The organism is Falsiroseomonas stagni DSM 19981, assembly GCF_900114315.1.
GTDB classification, from domain to species: Bacteria; Pseudomonadota; Alphaproteobacteria; order Acetobacterales; family Acetobacteraceae; genus Falsiroseomonas; species Falsiroseomonas stagni.
In genome coordinates, this window is sequence record NZ_FOSQ01000004.1 from 50,314 (window position 1) to 67,415 (window position 17,102).

Below are 17,102 nucleotides of genomic sequence, written 5' to 3' on the forward strand. Positions count from 1 at the left end.
GCGCATGAGTGGCGCTGACGGCAAGCCTGGACCGCAGGGCGCGCCGCAGGGCGCGGACCCGGCGATGGATGACATCCTCGCCTCGATCCGCCGCATCCTGAACGAGGATGAGACCCCCGCGGCGCAGACGCCGTCCGGCCCGCCGCCGTCGGAGCCGTTGGAACTGACCGAGGCGATGCTGGTGGCAAGCCCGCCGCCGCCGGAAGCGCCGCCCGAACCACCCGCGGCGCCGACCCATGTCTCCCTGCCGCCGGATCCCGAACCGGAGCGCCCGCCCCCGCCGCCCATCCAGCCCGTCGCCGTCGCGGCGCCGCCGGATACCTCGATGGAGGGCCTCGTCGCCCCCGCCGTCGCGGCCGCCACCACCGCGGCCCTCGGCCAGTTGCTGCGCAGCGTCGCGGCGGAGCGCCAGGCCCCGGTCTATCGCAGCGGCCCGAGCATCGAGGATGTGGTGCGGGAGGAATTGCGCCCCCTGCTGAAGGAATGGCTCGACCAGCACCTGCCGCCCCTGGTGGAGCGGCTGGTGCGGACGGAGATCGAGCGCGTGGTGGGCCGGGCGCTGGGGTGAAGGCCCGCCCGGCCAGGGCTATTCCGGCCGGATGTTGTTCTCCCGGATCACCGTCGCCCAGGTCTCCGTCTGACGGTCGATGAAGGCGCCGAATTCGGCTGGCGTATTGCCGACGATCTCGACGCCCATCGGGCCGGTCAGCCGGTCCCGCACCTCCGGCACCTGCAGCGCCTTCACGATGGCGTCGCGCATCCGCGTCACGATCGCCTCTGGCACCCGCGCCGGCGCCAGCATTCCCCACCAGGCCAGCGCATCGATTCCCGGCACGCCGGCCTCGGCCACCGTCGGCAGGTCCGGGAACAGGCTGGACCGCTGCGCGCCCGTCTGGGCCAGCGGTCGCAGCGTGACGCCGACCTGCCCGCCGAGCCCGGCATGGCTTGCCACGGGCATGTCCAGCTCCCCGGCCGCGGCTGCCGCGCTCATCGGCCCGCCGCCGCGATAGGGAACATGGATCATCGTCACCCCCGCCAGCTGCTGGAGGCGCGACATGGTCAGGTGCGACAGGCTGCCGACGCCGATCGAGCCATAGGTGATGGTGTCCGGCTTCGCCCGCGCGGCCTCGATCACCTGGCCGAGCGTGGTCCAGGGGCGGGCGCGGTGCGTGGTGATGATCATCGGCGCCGATCCCACCAGGCTGACGGGCTGGAGGTCCCGCTTCGGGTCGAAGCCGAGATTCGGGATGAAGGACGGGTTCACCGAATGGCTGTCGAAGACCATGACGAAGGTCAGCCCATCCGGCTGCGCCCGCGCCGCGACGGCGGTGCCCAGCGCCCCTGACGCGCCGGGCCGGTTCTCGATGACGATGGACTGGCCGAGATCCGCGGCGATGCGCGGCTGCAGCAGGCGCGTGATGGTGTCCATGCTGCCGCCGGGCGGGAAGGGGACGATGATGCGGATGGGACCCGACGGCCAGGCAGGTTGCGCCAGGGCCGGCGCGGCCAGCCCGCCGAGGCCCGCCAACAGCATCAGGCGGCGTGTCGCGCGCATGGTGTTTCCTCCGCTTTCTTGGCGGCAGGATGCGGCGCGCAACCGGCTGCCGCAAGCCACGCGCCCTTGACGTGCGCGCGCCGGCGGGGAAGGGATGCCGCCATGCTCGACAAATCCTTCGACCCCGCCGCCGTGGAAGCCCGCCTCTACAAGGGGTGGGAGGATAGCGGCGCCTTCGCCGCCAACCCGGCATCGCCCGCCAGGCCCTTCACCATCATGATCCCGCCGCCCAACGTCACGGGCAGCCTGCATATCGGCCATGCGCTGACCATGTCGGTGCAGGACATGCTGACGCGCTTCCGGCGGATGCAGGGGCGCGATGCGCTGTGGCAGCCCGGCACGGACCATGCCGGCATCGCGACGCAGATGGTGGTGGAACGCCTGCTGGGCAGCCAGGGGCTGGACCGCCGGACGATGGGGCGGGACGCCTTCCTCCAGCATGTCTGGGAATGGAAGGGCCAGTCCGGCGGCACCATCACCCGCCAGCTTCGCCGCCTGGGTGCGTCACTCGACTGGCCGCGCGAACGCTTCACGATGGATGAGGGCCTGTCCAAGGCGGTGCGGGAGGTCTTCGTGACCCTCTACCGCCAGGGCCTGCTGTATCGCGACCGCCGCCTGGTGAACTGGGACCCGGTGTTCCAGACCGCGATCTCCGACCTCGAGGTCGAGAGCCGGGAGGTGAAGGGCAGCCTCTGGTACCTGAAATACCCCGTCGAGGGTCAGCCCGGCCGCTTCCTGACGGTCGCGACCACGCGGCCGGAGACGATGCTGGGCGACACCGCCATCGCCGTGCATCCGACGGATGAGCGCTTTGCCGACCTGGTGGGCAAGAACGTCATCCTGCCGCTGACCGGCCGGCGCGTGCCGGTGGTGGCCGATGAATATTCCGATCCGGAGAAGGGCACCGGCGCGGTGAAGATCACCCCCGCGCATGACTTCAACGATTTCGAGGTTGGCAAGCGCCACAGGTTGGCGATGCTCTCCGTGCTGGATGCCGACGCCAAGGTGACGGTGGCGGAGATCGGCGCCGCGCTCACCGCCGATGGCGGCGACCCCGACTTCGTCCGCGGCCTGGACGGCATGGACCGCTTCGCCGCCCGCAAGGCGATCGTGGCGAAGCTGGAGGAGCTGGGCTTCCTCGAGAAGATCGAGCCCCACACCCACCAGGTGCCGCATGGCGACCGCAGCGGCGTGCCGATCGAGCCGCGGCTGACCATGCAGTGGTATGTGGACGCGAAGACGCTCGCCCAGCCCGCCATCAAGGCGGTGGAGACCGGCCAGACCACCTTCGTGCCCAGGCAGTGGGAGAACACCTTCTTCGCCTGGATGCGCGATATCCAGCCCTGGTGCGTGTCCCGCCAGCTCTGGTGGGGCCACCAGATCCCCGCCTGGTACGCGCCGGATGGGGAAGTCTTCGTCGCCAAGACGGAGGAGGAAGCCCAGGCGCTGGCCCGCGAGAAATTCGGCCGCGACGTGACGCTGGTGCGAGACGAGGACGTGCTGGACACCTGGTTCAGCAGCGCGCTGTGGCCGTTCAGCACGCTCGGCTGGCCGGACAAGACCGCTGAACTGGACAAGTACTACCCCGGCGATGTGCTGGTGACGGGCTTCGACATCATCTTCTTCTGGGTCGCCCGCATGATGATGATGGGCATCCACTTCATGGGGGAGGTGCCGTTCAAGCACGTCTACATCCATGGCCTGGTCCGGGACGAGAAGGGCCAGAAGATGTCGAAGTCCAAGGGGAATGTGATGGACCCCCTGGAACTGATCGACGCCTTCGGCGCCGACGCGCTCCGCTTCACCATCGCGAGCCTGACGGGCCCCGGCCGCGACGTGAAGCTCGGCCGCAAGCGCGTGGAGGATTTTCGCTCATTCGGAACCAAGATCTGGAATGCGGCGCGCTTCCTGGAGATGAACGGGATCGCGGCCGACAAGGGCTTCGACCCCGCGACGGCCACGCTGCCGCTCTCCCGCTGGATCCTGGATGGGGCGAACCGCGCGGTGGCGGAGGCGACGGCGGCGCTGGAAGCCTACCGCTTCGATGAATACGCGAACGCCTGCTACCGCTTCGCCTGGGGCAGCTTCTGCGACTGGTTTCTCGAGTTTGCCAAGCCCGTGTTCAACGGAACCGATGAGGCCGCGAAGGCCGAGGTGAAGGGCGCGGCGCAGCATGTCTTCGGGACGCTGCTGAAAATGCTGCACCCCGCCATGCCCTACATCACGGAGGAACTCTGGCACCTGTTTGGCTACGGCCCCGAATGCACGCTGATCCGGGAGAGCTGGCCCGGCGCCGCCGATGTGCGGGACGCCGAGGCGGCGCGGGAGGAACTCGACTGGGTGGTCTCCTTCATCGGGGAGGTCCGCGCCGTGCGGTCGGAGATGAACGTGCCGCCTTCCGTCACCGTGCCGCTGCTGCTCTCCGGCGCGTCGGGCACCACGCTCGCCCGCGCCGATCGCTGGATCGACGTCATCCGCCGCATGGCCCGCGCGACCGAGGTGACGGCGCTGGACGGCGCCGCGCCGAAGGGTGTCGCGCAGGTGGTGGTGGGGGAGGCGACGGTGATGCTGCCGCTCGCCGATGTCATCGACCTGGCCGCGGAGCGCGCGCGCCTCGCCAAGGCCCGCGCCGCCGCGGAATCCGAGGCGAAGAAGATCGCGGGCAAGCTCGCCAACGCCGATTTCGTCGCCCGCGCGAAGGAGGAGGTGGTGGAGGAGAACCGGGACCGCCTGGCCGCCGCGCAGGCGGAGATGGCGCGCCTAGACGCCGCCATGGCGCGGATCGCGGGGTAGGGGGATGGATTCCGGCACCCTCAAGCTCTTCGCCGCGATCTTCCTGTTCAGCCTGCCCGTGCTGCTCGGCACGCCGCAGCTGACGGGGCGGCGCATCGGCAACCATGTGGTGACGAAGGCGGAGGCGCAGGCGCTGACTGCCATCGCCGGCCTGGCGCTGGGCGTGGGCTACCTGCTGGTGGTGGGCTGAGGGGTCAGTCCTCGAACAGGCTCTCGACCTGCACGGTGATGCCGGGCGGGTCGAGGGTGAGGGGGCCCGCGCCCAGGATCGCGCTCTGGATCGTGCCGTCCCCGTCGCGCCGGTGATGCAGCACGACCAGCGCCTCCGGGTCCAGGATCAGGTAGTGGCGCACCGACGGAATGCGGAAGTAGTCGCGGAACTTGCCGACCGTGTCCTCGCGGTGGGTGGAGGGGGACAGCACCTCCACCACCACAACCGGCTCCGGCAGGACGCGGCTGTCATTGTCCGGGACCTGGCCGCAATTCACGGAGGCATCGGGGATCCGGATCGTGTCCGTGCCGACCTGCACGCCAACGCCATCCATGAAGGCCTCGCAGCCGCTGTGGTCGCGACGCAGGGCCTCCCGCAGGGCCAGCCAGGCCGCCATCTTGGTGCGGGCGTGGCGGATCAGGGCGGGCGCCATCGCTTCCACCACGACGCGGCCTGCGACCAGTTCGTAGGTGCCCTTCGGCTGCCGGTCGACCCATTCCATGAATTCGGGAATGGTCAGCAACCCGGGCGGCATCTCCAGCCGTTCCGACATGGCGCCGATCCTACGCCACCGCCCCCCCTTACCGGCAAGCGCGCATTATGGCACCCAAAGGCCAGGAATCGGGCGGCCCCGGCCGGGGGTGGAAACGCACCGACAGCAACAGGGAAGACCGCCCGAATGACCCAGTGGGACAAGTCCAAGCTGCCCAGCCGCCACACCACCATGGGGCCGGAACGCGCGCCGCATCGCAGCTACTACTACGCGATGGGCCTGACGAAGGAGGAGATCGCCCAGCCCTTCGTCGGCGTCGCCACCTGCTGGAACGAGGCCGCGCCCTGCAACATCGCGCTGTCCCGCCAGGCGCAGTCGGTGAAGATCGGCGTGAAGGAAGCCGGCGCCACGCCGCGCGAATTCACCACCATCACCGTCACCGACGGCATCGCCATGGGCCACCAGTCCATGAAGTCCTCGCTGGCCTCCCGCGACATCATTGCGGACAGCGTGGAACTCACCATGCGCGGCCATTGCTATGACGGGCTGGTGGGCCTCGGCGGTTGCGACAAGACGCTGCCGGGCCTGATGATGGCGATGATCCGCCTGAACGTGCCCTCCGTCTTCATGTATGGCGGCTCCATCATGCCGGGCCGCCACCGCGGCCGCGACGTCACCGTGCTCGACGTGTTCGAGGCCGTGGGCCAGCACGCCGCCGGCAACATGAGCGATGAGGAACTCCAGGAGCTGGAGGAGCACGCCTGCCCCGGCGCCGGCGCCTGCGGCGGCCAGTTCACCGCCAACACCATGGCCTGCATCTCCGAAGTCATCGGCCTGGCGCTCCCCGGCTCCGCCGGCGCGCCCGCGCCCGACCAGCGGCGGGACCATTGGGCGGTCGAATCCGGCCGGGCGGTGGTGGATCTGATCCGCCGCAACCTGCGGCCGCGCGACATCGTCACGATGGACGCGCTGTTCAACGCGGCCGCCATCGTCGGCGCCACCGGCGGGTCCACCAACGCCGCCCTCCATCTGCCCGCCATCGCGCATGAGGCCGGCATCAAGTTCGACATCCATGATGTGGCGGAGATCATGCGCGCCACCCCGCATATCGCGGACCTGAAGCCGGGCGGGAAGTATGTCGCGCTCGATGTCTTCAACGTCGGCGGCGTGCCGGTCATCATCAAGGCGCTGCTGGAAGGCGGCTACCTCCGCGGCGATGCCATCACCGTTACCGGCAAGTCGCTGGCGGAGAACCATCGGGAGGTGATCGTCCCGCGCGACCAGGATGTGGTGCGCCCGACCTCCGACCCCGTCTCCGCCATCGGCGGCGTCGTCTCCCTGAAGGGCACGCTGGCCCCCGAAGGCGCCATCGTGAAGATCGCGGGCATGAAGTCGCTGCGCTTCGAAGGCACGGCGCTGTGCTTCGATTGCGAGGAGGATGCCTTCAAGGCCGTGGACATGCGCGCCTACAAGCCCGGTGACGTCATCATCATCCGCTACGAAGGCCCGAAGGGCGGGCCGGGGATGCGGGAGATGCTGTCCACCACCTCCGCCATCTATGGCCAGGGCATGGGGGACAAGGTGGCCCTCATCACTGATGGCCGTTTCAGCGGCGCGACGCGCGGCTTCTGCATCGGCCATGTCGGGCCGGAAGCGGCGGTGGGCGGGCCGATCGCGCTGCTGAAGAACGGCGACCCGATCGTCATCGATGCCGAGAAGGGCACGATCGACGTGATGATCCCGGAAGCCGAGTTGGCCGCCCGCCGCGCCGCCTGGACGCCCCGGAAGACGGACTACACCAGCGGCGCGCTGTGGAAGTATGCGCAGCTCGTCGGCCCGGCCTCCCACGGCGCCGTGACCCATCCCGGCGCGGCCGGGGAGAGCCACGTCTACGCCGACCAGTAACCCGGTCGTGCCAGGCATGGCGGCCCGCCACGGAGCCGCCATGCGCCCCGGCTGGGGAGGGGGCCGCCATGAACCCGCCGTCATCGCCGTGACATCGCCCTGATCCCGCCCTGCGGCGGGCACGGGCCGGGCGCTTCATGATCAGGCGCGGCGGAATCGCCTTCGACCCTCCATCCCCGCCGCCGGAGACTGGTCATGCAACGCCTTCGCGCGCTGCTCCTCATCCTGCCGCTGGCTGTCGCCCCCGGCTGCGTCGTGGCCGGGGACCTGACCCCGGTGCATGGGGGCGGGTATTACGGCGGCGGCCATGGCTATGGCCGCCCCTACTACGCGCCGCCCCCGCCGCCGCCGGTCTACTACCGTCCGCAGCCGGTCTACCGCCCCTACTACGCGCCGCCGCCCCGCCACTGGGGCCCGCCGCCCCGGCATCATGAGCGGCGTTGGGACCGTCACTGGGACCGCCGCTGGTAGCCCTCCCCACTGCTCCTTCGCCAGGGTCCAACGGAACCTCGGAGCGCGGGACTCATCAATTGATGATGGTCCAGGGGGCTCTGCCCCCTGGCGGATGGGGCGCGGGGAAGGCGGCGCCTTCCCCGCATCACCAGCGCCCCATCCCCTAGCCCGCGCCAGCGCAGGGTACGGGCCTATCCCTCGATCTCGATGATCACCGGCGTGTGGTCGGACGGCGTGTCCTCCGCCCGCGGCGTCACATCCACCCGCGCCGCCACGAGCCGCTCCGCCAGTTCGGCGGAAAGCAAAGCGTGGTCGATCCGCAGCCCCGCATTGCGTTCGAAGGCGCTGCCATAGTCCCAGTAGGTGTAGACGCGTTCCCCGGGATGCAGCGCCCGCAGCGCGTCGGTCAGGCCCAGATTCTCCAGCGCGCGCCAGGCGGCCCGGGTTTCCGGCCGCACCAGCGCATCGGTCGCCGGCAGGGCGCCCGGCGCCAAATCCAGCGCCGTCGGGCAGACATTGAAGTCGCCCAGCACGGCGAAGGGCAGGAAGCGGTCCAGCCGTTCCTTCGCCAGCACCCGCAGGCGTTCCATCCAGGCCAGCTTGTAGGCGTAGCCGTCATCGCCGCCGGAATTGCCGTTCGGCAGGTAGATGCCGGCCACGTGCAGGCCGGCGGCGGCCACCTCGATGTAGCGGGCGTGGGTGTCGCCCTCGTCGCCCGGCAGCGACTCCGCCACCACCTCGAAATCCAGGCCCGGCTTCGCCAGCACGGCCACGCCGTTGCGCCCGCCCGGCTGCCCCACCGCCTTCATCCGGTAGCCGGAGGCGCTGAGTTCGAGTTCGGGGAACTCCTCCGTCTTGCACTTGAGTTCCTGGAGGAACAGCAGGTCCGGCTGCTCCCGCGCCAGGAAGCGCAGGATGTGGGGCGCCCGCTTGCGGACGGAGTTCACGTTGAAGCTGGCGAGGCGGATCATGCGCCCGATCCTACGCCAGGGCGCCCGGCCAGCCTACCCGACGCTGAAGCTGGTCCCGCAGCCGCAGGCGGAGACGGCCTGGGGGTTCTTCACGGCGAAATGGGCGCCGATCAGCGCCTCCGTCCAATCCAGTTCCGCCCCTGCCAGCAGGTCCAGGCTGACGGGATCGACGAAGACGCGGCCCTGCCCCTGTTCCACCACCAGATCGTCCGGCGCCGGCGCATCCTCCAGCCCGAATTTGTACTGGAAGCCGGAACAGCCGCCGGCATCGACCGCGAGCCGCAGGCCGGCATGGGGCTTGCCTTCCCGCGCCGCGATTTCGGCAACCTGCTGCGCGGCGCGGGGCGTCACGCGGAAGGCGGGGCTGATGTTCGTATCCATGGTGGGTCCGGTACTCCTTGAAGGGAAGATAGGACGGTCCCGCCCGGGTTTCCACGCCCAACGCTCTGTTGCCCGCCCGCGGCGGGCGGTGCTACGGCCTTGCGCATGGACCCGACGCGGCTTCCGGACGGCCTGGCCCCTTGGGCGGTCAGGGCCAGCGATTCACGGGGCCGGCTGCATGCCGAGCCCGGTGGCGGTGCTCGTTCGCCCTTCCAGCGCGACCGCGACCGCATCATCCACGCCACGGCCTTCCGGCGCCTGCAATACAAGACGCAGGTCTTCGTCTATCACGAAGGCGACCATTTCCGGACGCGGCTGACCCACAGCCTGGAAGTGGCGCAGATCGCGCGTTCCGTCGCCCGGGAACTGGCGCTGGATGAGGATCTGGCGGAGGCGCTGGCCCTGGCCCATGACCTCGGCCACCCCCCTTTCGGCCATGCCGGGGAGGATGCGCTGGATGCCGCGATGAAGCCCTATGGCGGCTTCGACCACAACGCGCAGTCCCTGAAGGCCGTGACGCTGCTGGAGACCCGCTACGCCGGCTTCGACGGTCTGAACCTGACCTGGGAGACGCTGGAGGGCCTGGCCAAGCACAATGGCCCGCTGCGGCGCCCATCCCCCTACATCGTCGAATATGACCGGCTGCACCCGCTGGACCTGACGACCCATGCGAGTGCGGAAGCGCAGGTGGCCGCGCTGGCCGACGACATCGCCTACAACAACCATGACCTCGATGACGGGGTGAAGGCCGGGCTGTTCACGCTGGAGGAGGCGGCGACGCTGCCGCTGGTGAAGACGGCCTTCGAGGACGCGAAGCGCCAGCACCCGACCCTGCCGAAGGACCGCGCGACCAGCGAGGTCGTGCGCCGCGTCATCAACGCCATGGTGAACGACGTGGTGGCGGAGACGCGCCGGCGAATCGCCGCCCTCAAGCCCGCCAGCGCCGCCGACATCCGCGCGCATGACCGGCCCGTGGTCGCCTTCTCCGACGCCATGATGGAGGCGAACAACGAACTCCGCGCCTTCCTGTTCCAGCGCATGTACCGCCACTGGCGCGTCAACCGCACGACGCAGAAGTGCAAGCGGGCGCTGCAGGTGCTGTTCAGCCTGCTGCATGGCGAACCCCGCCTGCTGCCGCCCTGGTGGCAGGAGAAAGCCGGCGACCCCGGCAGCCAGGCCGCGGCGCGCGCGGTGTGCGACTACCTCGCGGGCATGACGGACCGCTATGCGCTCGAAGAGCACAAGCGCCTCACCGACCCGACCATTCCCGGCTGACCGAAAGCGTTCCCATGACCCCGACTGACGACCTGTTTGCCGCCATGCGCGCCCATGTGGTGGAGGCGCTGGCCGCGCTGCTGCCCGAATTGCCGCCGGAAAACTTCGCGCGCGTGCTGGTGGAGCCGCCGCGTGATGCGGCGCATGGCGACATGGCGACCAATGCCGCGATGGTGGTCGCGAAGGCCGCGAAGCTGGCCCCGCCCAAGCTGGCGGCGAGCCTCTGCGAAAAGCTTTCCGCCCTGCCCATGGTGGTCTCCGCCACCCCCGCGGGCCCGGGCTTCGTGAACATCAAGCTGGCGGATGGTTTCGTCCGCGGCGTGGTGCCGGCCGTGCTCGCCGCCGGCCCGGCCTATGGCGATGGCCCGAAGCGGGAAGGGGGCCCCGTCAACGTCGAATACGTCTCCGCCAACCCGACCGGGCCCATGCATGTCGGCCATTGCCGCGGCGCCGTGGTCGGTGATGCGCTGGCGCTGCTGCTGCGGAAGGCGGGCTTCGACGTCACGCGGGAATACTACGTCAACGACGCCGGCGCGCAGGTGCTGGCGCTCGCCTATGCCGCCTACTGGCGGTACCTCCAGGCCCTCGGCACCACGATGACCGAGGAGGACTACGCCGCCGCCACGCCATCCGGCCTGCAATACCGCGGCGACTATTTGGTCCCCGTCGGCGTCGCCCTGCGGCAGATCTTCAAGGACACGCTCTCCGGCCCTGGTGCGACCCCGGCGGACCCGTCCCTCTGGCTCGACACGGTGCGGGACTTCACCGTGGAGGCGATGATGGCCGCCATCCGCGAGGACCTGGCGGCGCTGGGCGTCCAGCACGACATTTTCGTGAGTGAACGGCAGGTGGTTTCGGAAGGCTGGCTGGAGAAGGCGGAGGCGACGCTGACCGCAAAGGAGCTGATCTACACCGGCGTCCTCGAACCCCCGAAGGGCAAGACGCCGGATGACTGGGAACCGCGCCCCCAGGTGCTGTTCCGCGCCACGCAATTCGGCGACGACGTCGATCGGCCGCTCCGCAAATCCGATGGCTCCGGCACCTATTTCGCCAATGACGTGGCCAACCACCTGGCCAAGATCGATCGCGGCTTCCCGCAACTCGTCCAGGTCTGGGGCGCGGACCATGGCGGCTACGTCAAGCGCATGCAGGCCGCCGTCGCGGCGCTGTCGGACCGCAAGGTCTCGCTGGACGTCGTGCTGACCCAGATCGTCCATGTGATGAAGAACGGGGAGCCCGTGCGCATGTCGAAGCGCGCCGGCACCTACATCACGCTGCGCGACCTGATCGACGAGGTCGGCAAGGACGCAGTGCGCTTCACCATGCTGACGCGCAAGGCGGACGCGCAGATGGAATTCGACCTGGACAAGGTGGTGGAGCAGAGCCGGGACAACCCCGTCTTCTACGTCCAATACGCCCATGCCCGCTGCCGGTCCGTCCTGCGCCAGGCCGGCGACCCCGCGCTGGCGGACCTCGCCTCCGCGCCGCTGGACAGCCTCTCGGACCCCGCCGAACTCGCCCTGATCCGCCGCATGGCGGGCTGGCCGCGGACGGTGGAAGCCGCCGCGGTTGCACGGGAGCCTCACCGAATCGCGTTCTTTCTCCAAGACTTGGCCAGCGACTTTCATGTATTGTGGAACAGGGGGCGTGACGATTCCACGTTGCGCTTCATCCGGGCGGAGGAGCCGGAGGCAACCAAGGCGCGGCTTGCGCTGGTGGCGGCCACGGCGACCATTCTCCGCTCCGGCCTCGCGGTCATGGGGGTGGAACCCGTCGAGGAGATGCGATGAGCGACGCGATGGTGCCTTCCTATCGCCTGCACCGGCCGGCATCCGCCGTGCCATGGCGCATGATCGCCATGGCGGGGGGCGTGCTGGCCTTCGTCGCCGCCGGCGCGGCGGGATGGTGGGCGATCGAGCGAATCGGCGCCCGCAGCGTGCCGGTGGTGGAGGCTGATCCGCGGCCCTTCAAGGTCCGCCCCAGCGACCCGGGCGGCCTTCGCGTTCCCAACCAATCCGAACTCGTCCTCGAACGGCCCGGCCAGCGCGCCCAGGGCAACGCCGCCACCACCCGCGCCCCCGGCCTGGCGCCGGAAGCCGAGGCACCGAATATCGGCGGCCTGCGCGCCGCCGTGGCGCCGCCGCCCGTCGTCGCGCCCGCGCCGACCTGGCCCCCCCAGCCCGCGCCCCGCCCGGGCCAGGCGGTGCCGGGCCAGAACGCCCCCGGCGCCAGCGCGCCCGCCGCCGCCCCGCCAGCGAACGGCAACGCGCCTGCCGCGGCTGCACCCGCCGCGCCCCAGGCCGCCGCCCGGCAGGCGCCCGCCGCCGCGCCCCCGCCGGCGACGCCCGCCCCGGCCGCCACCGCCATCACCCCGCCGGCCCGCCCCGCCGGATCGGGCCGCGTCCAGGTCCAGATCGCCGCCCTGACCAGTGAGGACAGCGCCCGCGCCGAATGGGATCGCGTCGCCCGCCGGGCGCCCGAGCTCTTCCAGGGGCGCAGCCCGGCCGTCACGCGCCTCGACCGCGACGGGCAGGCCCCGCTCTTCCGCCTCCGCACCGGCGGATTCGCGGACCAGGATGCGGCGCGCGAATTCTGCGAACAGGTCCGCGCCCGCGGCGCCACCTGCATCCCGGTCCGCTGAGAGCTTGTGACTTAATGCCCGAAAGCGCCGGAATCCGAGGAAAAAGCCCAATGATTTCAACGGGCATTAATGCTCAAGCTCGATTTTTTCACAGGGTCTGAGGTTTCCATGACCCTTCTCGCCGCCGTGGTCGGCATCGCCGGCACGGCGCTCTCCGCGGAGGAGGCGGCGCTGTTCCGCCGCCATCGCCCGGCCGGCGCCATCCTGTTCCGCCGCAACGTCGAAAGCCCCGCGCAGCTTCGCGCGCTGACCGAGTCGCTCCGCCAGGAACTGGGGGCGGAGGCGCCGATCCTGATCGACCAGGAAGGCGGCCGGGTCGCGCGGCTGCGCCCGCCGCACTGGCCCGAATTCCCCCCCGCCGCCGCCTTCGAGGGCCGGCCCGAGACCACCGCGGAGGCGAATGCGGCGCTGATCGGCATGGCCTGCGCCGAATCGGGCCTTGATGTCGTCTGCGCGCCGCTGCTCGATTTGCGGCTGCCGGGGATGCATCAGGTGATCGGGGACCGCGCCTTCTCGGCCGATCCGGCGGAGGTCGCGCGCCTCGGCGCCGCCTGGATCAGCGGGCTGCGCCAGTCCGGCTGCATCCCCGTCATCAAGCACATCCCCGGCCATGGCCGCGCCCGCGTGGACAGCCACGAATCGCTCCCGGTGGTGGAGGCCGACCGCGCCACCCTGGCCCCGGATATCGAGGCTTTTCGCCTGGTCTGCGCCGAGGGGGCAGGGGACGGCCTCTGGGCCATGACCGCCCATATCCTCTACAGCGCGCTGGACCCCAGGCTGCCCGCCACGCTGTCACCGTCCCTGATCCGGGACGTGATCCGGGGCGAGATCGGCTTCGATGGCGTGCTGGTCTCGGATGACCTCGCCATGGGCGCCATGGCCGGCCTGTCCAACGACCTGGCCGGGGACACGGTGCGCGCGGGCTGCGACCTGGTGCTGCATTGCACGGGGGTGCTGGCGGAAACCGCCGCCGTGCTCGCCACCTGCCCGGCCCTGTCGGAGGATGCGGCGCGGCGCCTGGCCGCCGCCCGCGCCGCCACCGCCGCCGCCGCCCGCCCGCTCAACCCCTCGGCCCTGATTGCCGCGCGGGACACCCTGCTGGCCGCCGCCTCGTGAGCATCGAATGGGTGGGAGAGATCGCGGCCATCGCGCTCGCCGCGATCCTCGCCATCACCCTGCATGAAGCGGCGCATGGCTTCGCGGCCAAGGCGCTGGGGGATGACACGGCGGCGCGGATGGGGCGCGTCAGCCTCAACCCGATCCGCCACATCGACCTGGTCGGCACCATCCTGCTGCCGGCCTTCCTGCTGGTCTCCCAGCTGCTGACGATCGGGCGGGTGGAGGCGATGTTCGGCTGGGCGAAGCCCGTGCCGGTGAACATCTGGCGGCTGCGCAACCCGCGCTGGGGCATGGTGCTGGTGGCGGCCGCGGGGCCGGCCATCAACTTCGCCCTTGCCTGGGGCTTCGGCCTGGCGGCCCATGGGGTGGCGGCGCTGTCCGATTCGCTGCCGGAAGACGGCTCGGAATGGCTGCTCCGCTTCATCGCATTGAGCATGCTCTACAACGTGATTCTCGCCTGCTTCAACCTGCTGCCGCTGCCGCCGCTCGATGGCGGGCGCATCCTGGTCGGCATCCTGCCGGCGCCGCTGGCGCGCGCGGTGGCCAGCACGGAGCGCTTCGGCCTGCTGATCGTCATCGGCCTGATCTTCGTGCTGCCGCACCTCATCACGGGGTTCGATCCGCTGGGCACGCTGATCCGCAACGTGGCCCTGCCGGTGCTGCGCTTCATGTTCATGCTGGCCGGCCACGGGGGGTGATGATGACGGATCCCGTGCTGCATCTCCGGCTTGATGGCTATGAGGGTCCGCTCGACCTGCTGCTGGACCTCGCGCGGTCGCAGAAGCTCGACATCGCCAACATCTCCATCGTATCGCTGGTAGACCAGTATCTGGCGGTGATCGACCAGGCCCATCGGGACAAAGTCGGGGGCATGCGGCTGGAATTGCAGGCGGAATGGCTGGTCATGGCCGCCTGGCTCGCCTGGCTGAAATCCCGCCTGCTGCTGCCGAAGGAGGAGACGGCCGAGCAGGAGGACCCGGAGGCCCTGGCCGCCCGCCTGACCGACCGGCTGGCGGAGCTGGAGGCGATGCGCGCCGGCGCCGCCTGGCTGCAGGCGCGGCCTCAGCTCGGCCGGGATGTCTTCGCCCGCGGCGCGCCGGAAAGCCTGACGGTGGAGGATCGGTCGGGCATCCGTGCGGACCTGGCATCCCTCTGCCAGGCCTACGCCGCCGCCCGCCGCCGCGCGCTGGCGCAGCGGCCCTACCGCCCGAAACCGAGAAAGCTGTTCACGGTGCAGGAGGCGATCCAGCGGCTGACCCAGGTGCTGGGGGAGCTTCCCTCCTGGGCCGTGCTGCAGCGCTTCATGCCGGATGACGCGGCGCTGGACCCGGTGGAGCGCCGCGCGGCCCTTGCCAGCACGCTGATTGCAGGCTTGGAGATGGCCCGCGGCGGCGCGTTGGAACTGCGCCAGGACCGGGCCTTCGGCCCCATCCTGCTGCGCCGTGCGGAGGCCGTGGAGGGTCAGCGGGATGTGCGCGCCGCCTGAGGAGGAAGGGGAACCCCTGATGGTTCCCGACGCGATCGAGCCGCTGCCCGCCGTCTCGGCGGAGGCGATCCGCATCGCCGAAGCGTTGCTCTTCGCCACCGACCGCCCCCTGGCGCCCAACCGCCTGCAACAGGTGCTGCCCGAAGGCCAGGCCGCCGATGCCGTGCTGGCCGAACTCGCCATCCTGCTGGATGGCCGTGGCGTGACGCTGGTGGAAGTCGCCGGCGGCTTCGCGCTGCGCACCGCGCCGGAACTGGCGCCCGCGCTCACCCGCGTGGTGGAGGTGCCGAAGCGCCTTCCCCGCGCGGCGATGGAGGCGCTGGCCGTGATTGCCTGGCACCAGCCCGTGACGCGGGCCGAGATCGAGGAGATCCGCGGCGCCAGCCTGTCCCAGTCCACCCTCGAATCGCTGCTGGAACACGGCCTCGTCGCGCCGCGCGGGCAGCGGGAGGTGCCGGGCCGACCGACGCTGTGGGGCACCACGCCGCGATTCCTGGAACAGTTCGGCCTGAAGTCGCTGCGTGACCTGCCGCGGCGGGAGGAGCTGGTCAGCGCCGACGCCGCCGCGCCGCTGCTGGCGGCGATGCAGGCCCCGAAGGAACCGTACAAGCCGGCCGATCCGCCGGGCGAGGCCCCCACCCCTTGAGCATCCGATTCGAGGGCGTCTCCCATTCCTACCCCGAACGCGGCCAGGTGCTGCGCGGCCTCGACCTTGATGTCGGGCCGGGGGAGATCCTGTGCCTGCTCGGCCCCTCCGGCTGCGGCAAGACCACGCTGCTGCGCCTGGCCTCCGGGCTCGAACCCCTCCAGGCCGGGCGGATCACGCTGGGCGGGCAGCTGATCGCCGAGCCGGGGCGGGAGACGCCGCCGGAAGGCCGCGGCGTCGGATTCGTCTTCCAGGACTACGCGCTGTTTCCCCACCTGACGGTGGAGGAGAATGTGGCCTTCGGCCTGCGCTTCATCCCGCGCGGCCAGCGGAAATGGCGGATCATGGATGCGCTGGCGCGCGTCGGGCTGGAGGGTTTCGCCGCCGCCTGGCCGCACATGCTCTCCGGCGGCCAGCAGCAGCGGGTGGCGCTGGCCCGCGCCCTGGCGCCGCGCCCTTCCGTGCTGCTGCTGGACGAGGCCTTCGCCAGCCTCGACGCCAGGCTGCGCGAACAGGTGCGGGACGACACGCTGCATGTCCTCCAGGAAGCCGGCATCGCGACCCTGATCGTGACGCATGATGCGGAGGAGGCGATGTTCATGGCCGACCGCATCGCCCTGATGAATGCGGGCCAGATCGAACAGCTCGGCACCCCCACCGAACTCTACCTGACGCCCGCCACCCGCTTCGTCGCGACCTTCCTGGGGGAGGTGAATGTCCTGCCCGCGCGGGTCCATGCCGGGCGGGCGGAGACGCCGATCGGCACCGTCCCGGCGCCCGAGGCGCTGGGCAACCAGCCCGTGCAGGTGCTGCTGCGGCCGGAGGGGCTGCGGGTGATGACCGCGCCTTCCGCCGATGGCCCCGCGGCGCCGCTGGCCGGCGATCTGTCCGGCTGCGGGGCGGTGGCGGAGGTCGAGGCCTGCCGGCTGCTCGGCGCCACCACGCTGGTGCACCTGGCGGTGCCGGACGGGCAGGGGGCGCTGCTGCACCTGCATGCCCGGCTGCCGCCCGGGGTCTGGCTGGCCCGGGGGGAGAAGGTTTCCGTCGCGATGGATCCGCAACGGGCCTTCGTATTCCCGGCCGAGGCTCCCTAGATAGGGTTCGGGGTCATCGCCGCCGGATTGGCGCGACGCGGCGATCCTGCTAACGGGATGGGCCCGCAGGCCGGCACGA

Annotated in this window: 17 protein-coding genes; 13 read left to right on the plus strand and 4 right to left on the minus strand. The window is 70.9% G+C overall.

What is annotated here, in order from left to right; all coding sequences use genetic code 11:
* Nucleotides 1-4: 4 nt before the first annotated feature.
* A complete protein-coding gene (locus BM041_RS31815; RefSeq protein ID WP_281244541.1) occupies nucleotides 5-568 on the plus strand; it encodes a DUF2497 domain-containing protein in 564 nt (187 codons plus the stop codon).
* 18 nt (nucleotides 569-586) lie between these two features.
* On the opposite strand, the gene BM041_RS12620 is transcribed toward BM041_RS31815, so the two are convergent.
* Complete coding sequence (locus BM041_RS12620) at nucleotides 587-1,555, minus strand: tripartite tricarboxylate transporter substrate binding protein (protein WP_092959972.1); 969 nt, start codon at nucleotides 1,553-1,555, stop codon at nucleotides 587-589.
* A gap of 102 nt (nucleotides 1,556-1,657) precedes the next feature.
* On the opposite strand from BM041_RS12620, the gene BM041_RS12625 reads away from it, so the two are divergent.
* Nucleotides 1,658-4,348, plus strand: coding sequence for a valine--tRNA ligase (locus tag BM041_RS12625; protein WP_092959974.1), 2,691 nt, complete (start codon nucleotides 1,658-1,660; stop codon nucleotides 4,346-4,348).
* Between the two features lie 4 nt (nucleotides 4,349-4,352).
* Nucleotides 4,353-4,538: a hypothetical protein gene (locus BM041_RS12630; protein WP_092959976.1), complete on the plus strand. Its 186-nt coding sequence runs from the start codon at nucleotides 4,353-4,355 to the stop codon at nucleotides 4,536-4,538.
* A gap of 4 nt (nucleotides 4,539-4,542) precedes the next feature.
* Here the strand turns inward: BM041_RS12630 and BM041_RS12635 are convergent, their stop codons facing one another.
* The gene (locus BM041_RS12635) at nucleotides 4,543-5,112 is read right to left on the minus strand and encodes a Uma2 family endonuclease (RefSeq protein WP_092959978.1); all 570 of its coding nucleotides are present in this window, start codon (nucleotides 5,110-5,112) and stop codon (nucleotides 4,543-4,545) included.
* Nucleotides 5,113-5,238: 126 nt separating this feature from the next.
* On the opposite strand from BM041_RS12635, the gene ilvD reads away from it, so the two are divergent.
* Nucleotides 5,239-6,957 (plus strand): dihydroxy-acid dehydratase, encoded by a 1,719-nt coding sequence (gene ilvD, locus BM041_RS12640; RefSeq protein ID WP_092959980.1) that lies wholly within the window; start codon nucleotides 5,239-5,241, stop codon nucleotides 6,955-6,957.
* Between the two features lie 195 nt (nucleotides 6,958-7,152).
* Nucleotides 7,153-7,428: a hypothetical protein gene (locus tag BM041_RS12645; RefSeq protein ID WP_092959982.1), complete on the plus strand. Its 276-nt coding sequence runs from the start codon at nucleotides 7,153-7,155 to the stop codon at nucleotides 7,426-7,428.
* 173 nt (nucleotides 7,429-7,601) lie between these two features.
* Here the strand turns inward: BM041_RS12645 and BM041_RS12650 are convergent, their stop codons facing one another.
* Both BM041_RS12650 and BM041_RS12655 read right to left on the minus strand, forming a co-directional pair.
* Complete coding sequence (locus BM041_RS12650) at nucleotides 7,602-8,378, minus strand: exodeoxyribonuclease III (RefSeq protein ID WP_092960512.1); 777 nt, start codon at nucleotides 8,376-8,378, stop codon at nucleotides 7,602-7,604.
* Between the two features lie 36 nt (nucleotides 8,379-8,414).
* Complete coding sequence (locus BM041_RS12655; RefSeq protein WP_092959984.1) at nucleotides 8,415-8,762, minus strand: HesB/IscA family protein; 348 nt, start codon at nucleotides 8,760-8,762, stop codon at nucleotides 8,415-8,417.
* Nucleotides 8,763-8,867: 105 nt separating this feature from the next.
* On the opposite strand from BM041_RS12655, the gene BM041_RS12660 reads away from it, so the two are divergent.
* The 8 genes from BM041_RS12660 (at nucleotide 8,868) to BM041_RS12695 (ending at nucleotide 17,023) form a co-directional block, all read left to right on the plus strand.
* Nucleotides 8,868-10,037: a deoxyguanosinetriphosphate triphosphohydrolase gene (locus BM041_RS12660; RefSeq protein ID WP_092959986.1), complete on the plus strand. Its 1,170-nt coding sequence runs from the start codon at nucleotides 8,868-8,870 to the stop codon at nucleotides 10,035-10,037.
* Between the two features lie 14 nt (nucleotides 10,038-10,051).
* The gene (argS, locus tag BM041_RS12665; RefSeq protein WP_092959987.1) at nucleotides 10,052-11,827 is read left to right on the plus strand and encodes an arginine--tRNA ligase; all 1,776 of its coding nucleotides are present in this window, start codon (nucleotides 10,052-10,054) and stop codon (nucleotides 11,825-11,827) included.
* Nucleotides 11,824-12,678, plus strand: coding sequence for an SPOR domain-containing protein (locus tag BM041_RS12670; protein ID WP_092959989.1), 855 nt, complete (start codon nucleotides 11,824-11,826; stop codon nucleotides 12,676-12,678). Before argS ends, BM041_RS12670 begins: the two co-directional genes overlap by 4 nt.
* A gap of 108 nt (nucleotides 12,679-12,786) precedes the next feature.
* Nucleotides 12,787-13,794, plus strand: a complete 1,008-nt coding sequence (nagZ, locus tag BM041_RS12675; RefSeq protein ID WP_092960513.1) for a beta-N-acetylhexosaminidase — start codon at nucleotides 12,787-12,789, stop codon at nucleotides 13,792-13,794.
* The gene (locus tag BM041_RS12680) at nucleotides 13,791-14,495 is read left to right on the plus strand and encodes a site-2 protease family protein (RefSeq protein ID WP_245762066.1); all 705 of its coding nucleotides are present in this window, start codon (nucleotides 13,791-13,793) and stop codon (nucleotides 14,493-14,495) included. Before nagZ ends, BM041_RS12680 begins: the two co-directional genes overlap by 4 nt.
* Nucleotides 14,495-15,283 (plus strand): segregation and condensation protein A, encoded by a 789-nt coding sequence (locus tag BM041_RS12685; protein WP_408735404.1) that lies wholly within the window; start codon nucleotides 14,495-14,497, stop codon nucleotides 15,281-15,283. The genes BM041_RS12680 and BM041_RS12685 overlap by 1 nt, the downstream gene beginning before the upstream one ends.
* A 19-nt stretch (nucleotides 15,284-15,302) precedes the next feature.
* Entirely contained in the window at nucleotides 15,303-15,929 is a 627-nt protein-coding gene (gene scpB / locus BM041_RS12690; protein WP_092960515.1) for an SMC-Scp complex subunit ScpB, read from the plus strand.
* Nucleotides 15,926-17,023 (plus strand): ABC transporter ATP-binding protein, encoded by a 1,098-nt coding sequence (locus BM041_RS12695; RefSeq protein WP_092959993.1) that lies wholly within the window; start codon nucleotides 15,926-15,928, stop codon nucleotides 17,021-17,023. The genes scpB and BM041_RS12695 overlap by 4 nt, the downstream gene beginning before the upstream one ends.
* The last annotated feature ends 79 nt before the right edge of the window (nucleotides 17,024-17,102 follow it).

Excerpts from the sequence above, each read along its gene's own strand:
- ilvD (WP_092959980.1), top strand. The coding sequence starts at position 5,239 with ATGACCCAGTGGGACAAGTCCAAGCTGCCCAGCCGCCACACCACCATG.
- BM041_RS12635 (WP_092959978.1), bottom strand. The coding sequence starts at position 5,112 with ATGTCGGAACGGCTGGAGATGCCGCCCGGGTTGCTGACCATTCCCGAA.
- argS (WP_092959987.1), top strand. The coding sequence starts at position 10,052 with ATGACCCCGACTGACGACCTGTTTGCCGCCATGCGCGCCCATGTGGTG.
- scpB (WP_092960515.1), top strand. The coding sequence starts at position 15,303 with ATGGTTCCCGACGCGATCGAGCCGCTGCCCGCCGTCTCGGCGGAGGCG.
- BM041_RS12660 (WP_092959986.1), top strand. The coding sequence starts at position 8,868 with ATGGACCCGACGCGGCTTCCGGACGGCCTGGCCCCTTGGGCGGTCAGG.
- BM041_RS12630 (WP_092959976.1), top strand. The coding sequence starts at position 4,353 with ATGGATTCCGGCACCCTCAAGCTCTTCGCCGCGATCTTCCTGTTCAGC.
- BM041_RS12685 (WP_408735404.1), top strand. The coding sequence starts at position 14,495 with ATGATGACGGATCCCGTGCTGCATCTCCGGCTTGATGGCTATGAGGGT.
- BM041_RS12625 (WP_092959974.1), top strand. The coding sequence starts at position 1,658 with ATGCTCGACAAATCCTTCGACCCCGCCGCCGTGGAAGCCCGCCTCTAC.
- BM041_RS12670 (WP_092959989.1), top strand. The coding sequence starts at position 11,824 with ATGAGCGACGCGATGGTGCCTTCCTATCGCCTGCACCGGCCGGCATCC.
- nagZ (WP_092960513.1), top strand. The coding sequence starts at position 12,787 with ATGACCCTTCTCGCCGCCGTGGTCGGCATCGCCGGCACGGCGCTCTCC.
- BM041_RS12645 (WP_092959982.1), top strand. The coding sequence starts at position 7,153 with ATGCAACGCCTTCGCGCGCTGCTCCTCATCCTGCCGCTGGCTGTCGCC.
- BM041_RS12655 (WP_092959984.1), bottom strand. The coding sequence starts at position 8,762 with ATGGATACGAACATCAGCCCCGCCTTCCGCGTGACGCCCCGCGCCGCG.
- BM041_RS31815 (WP_281244541.1), top strand. The coding sequence starts at position 5 with ATGAGTGGCGCTGACGGCAAGCCTGGACCGCAGGGCGCGCCGCAGGGC.
- BM041_RS12620 (WP_092959972.1), bottom strand. The coding sequence starts at position 1,555 with ATGCGCGCGACACGCCGCCTGATGCTGTTGGCGGGCCTCGGCGGGCTG.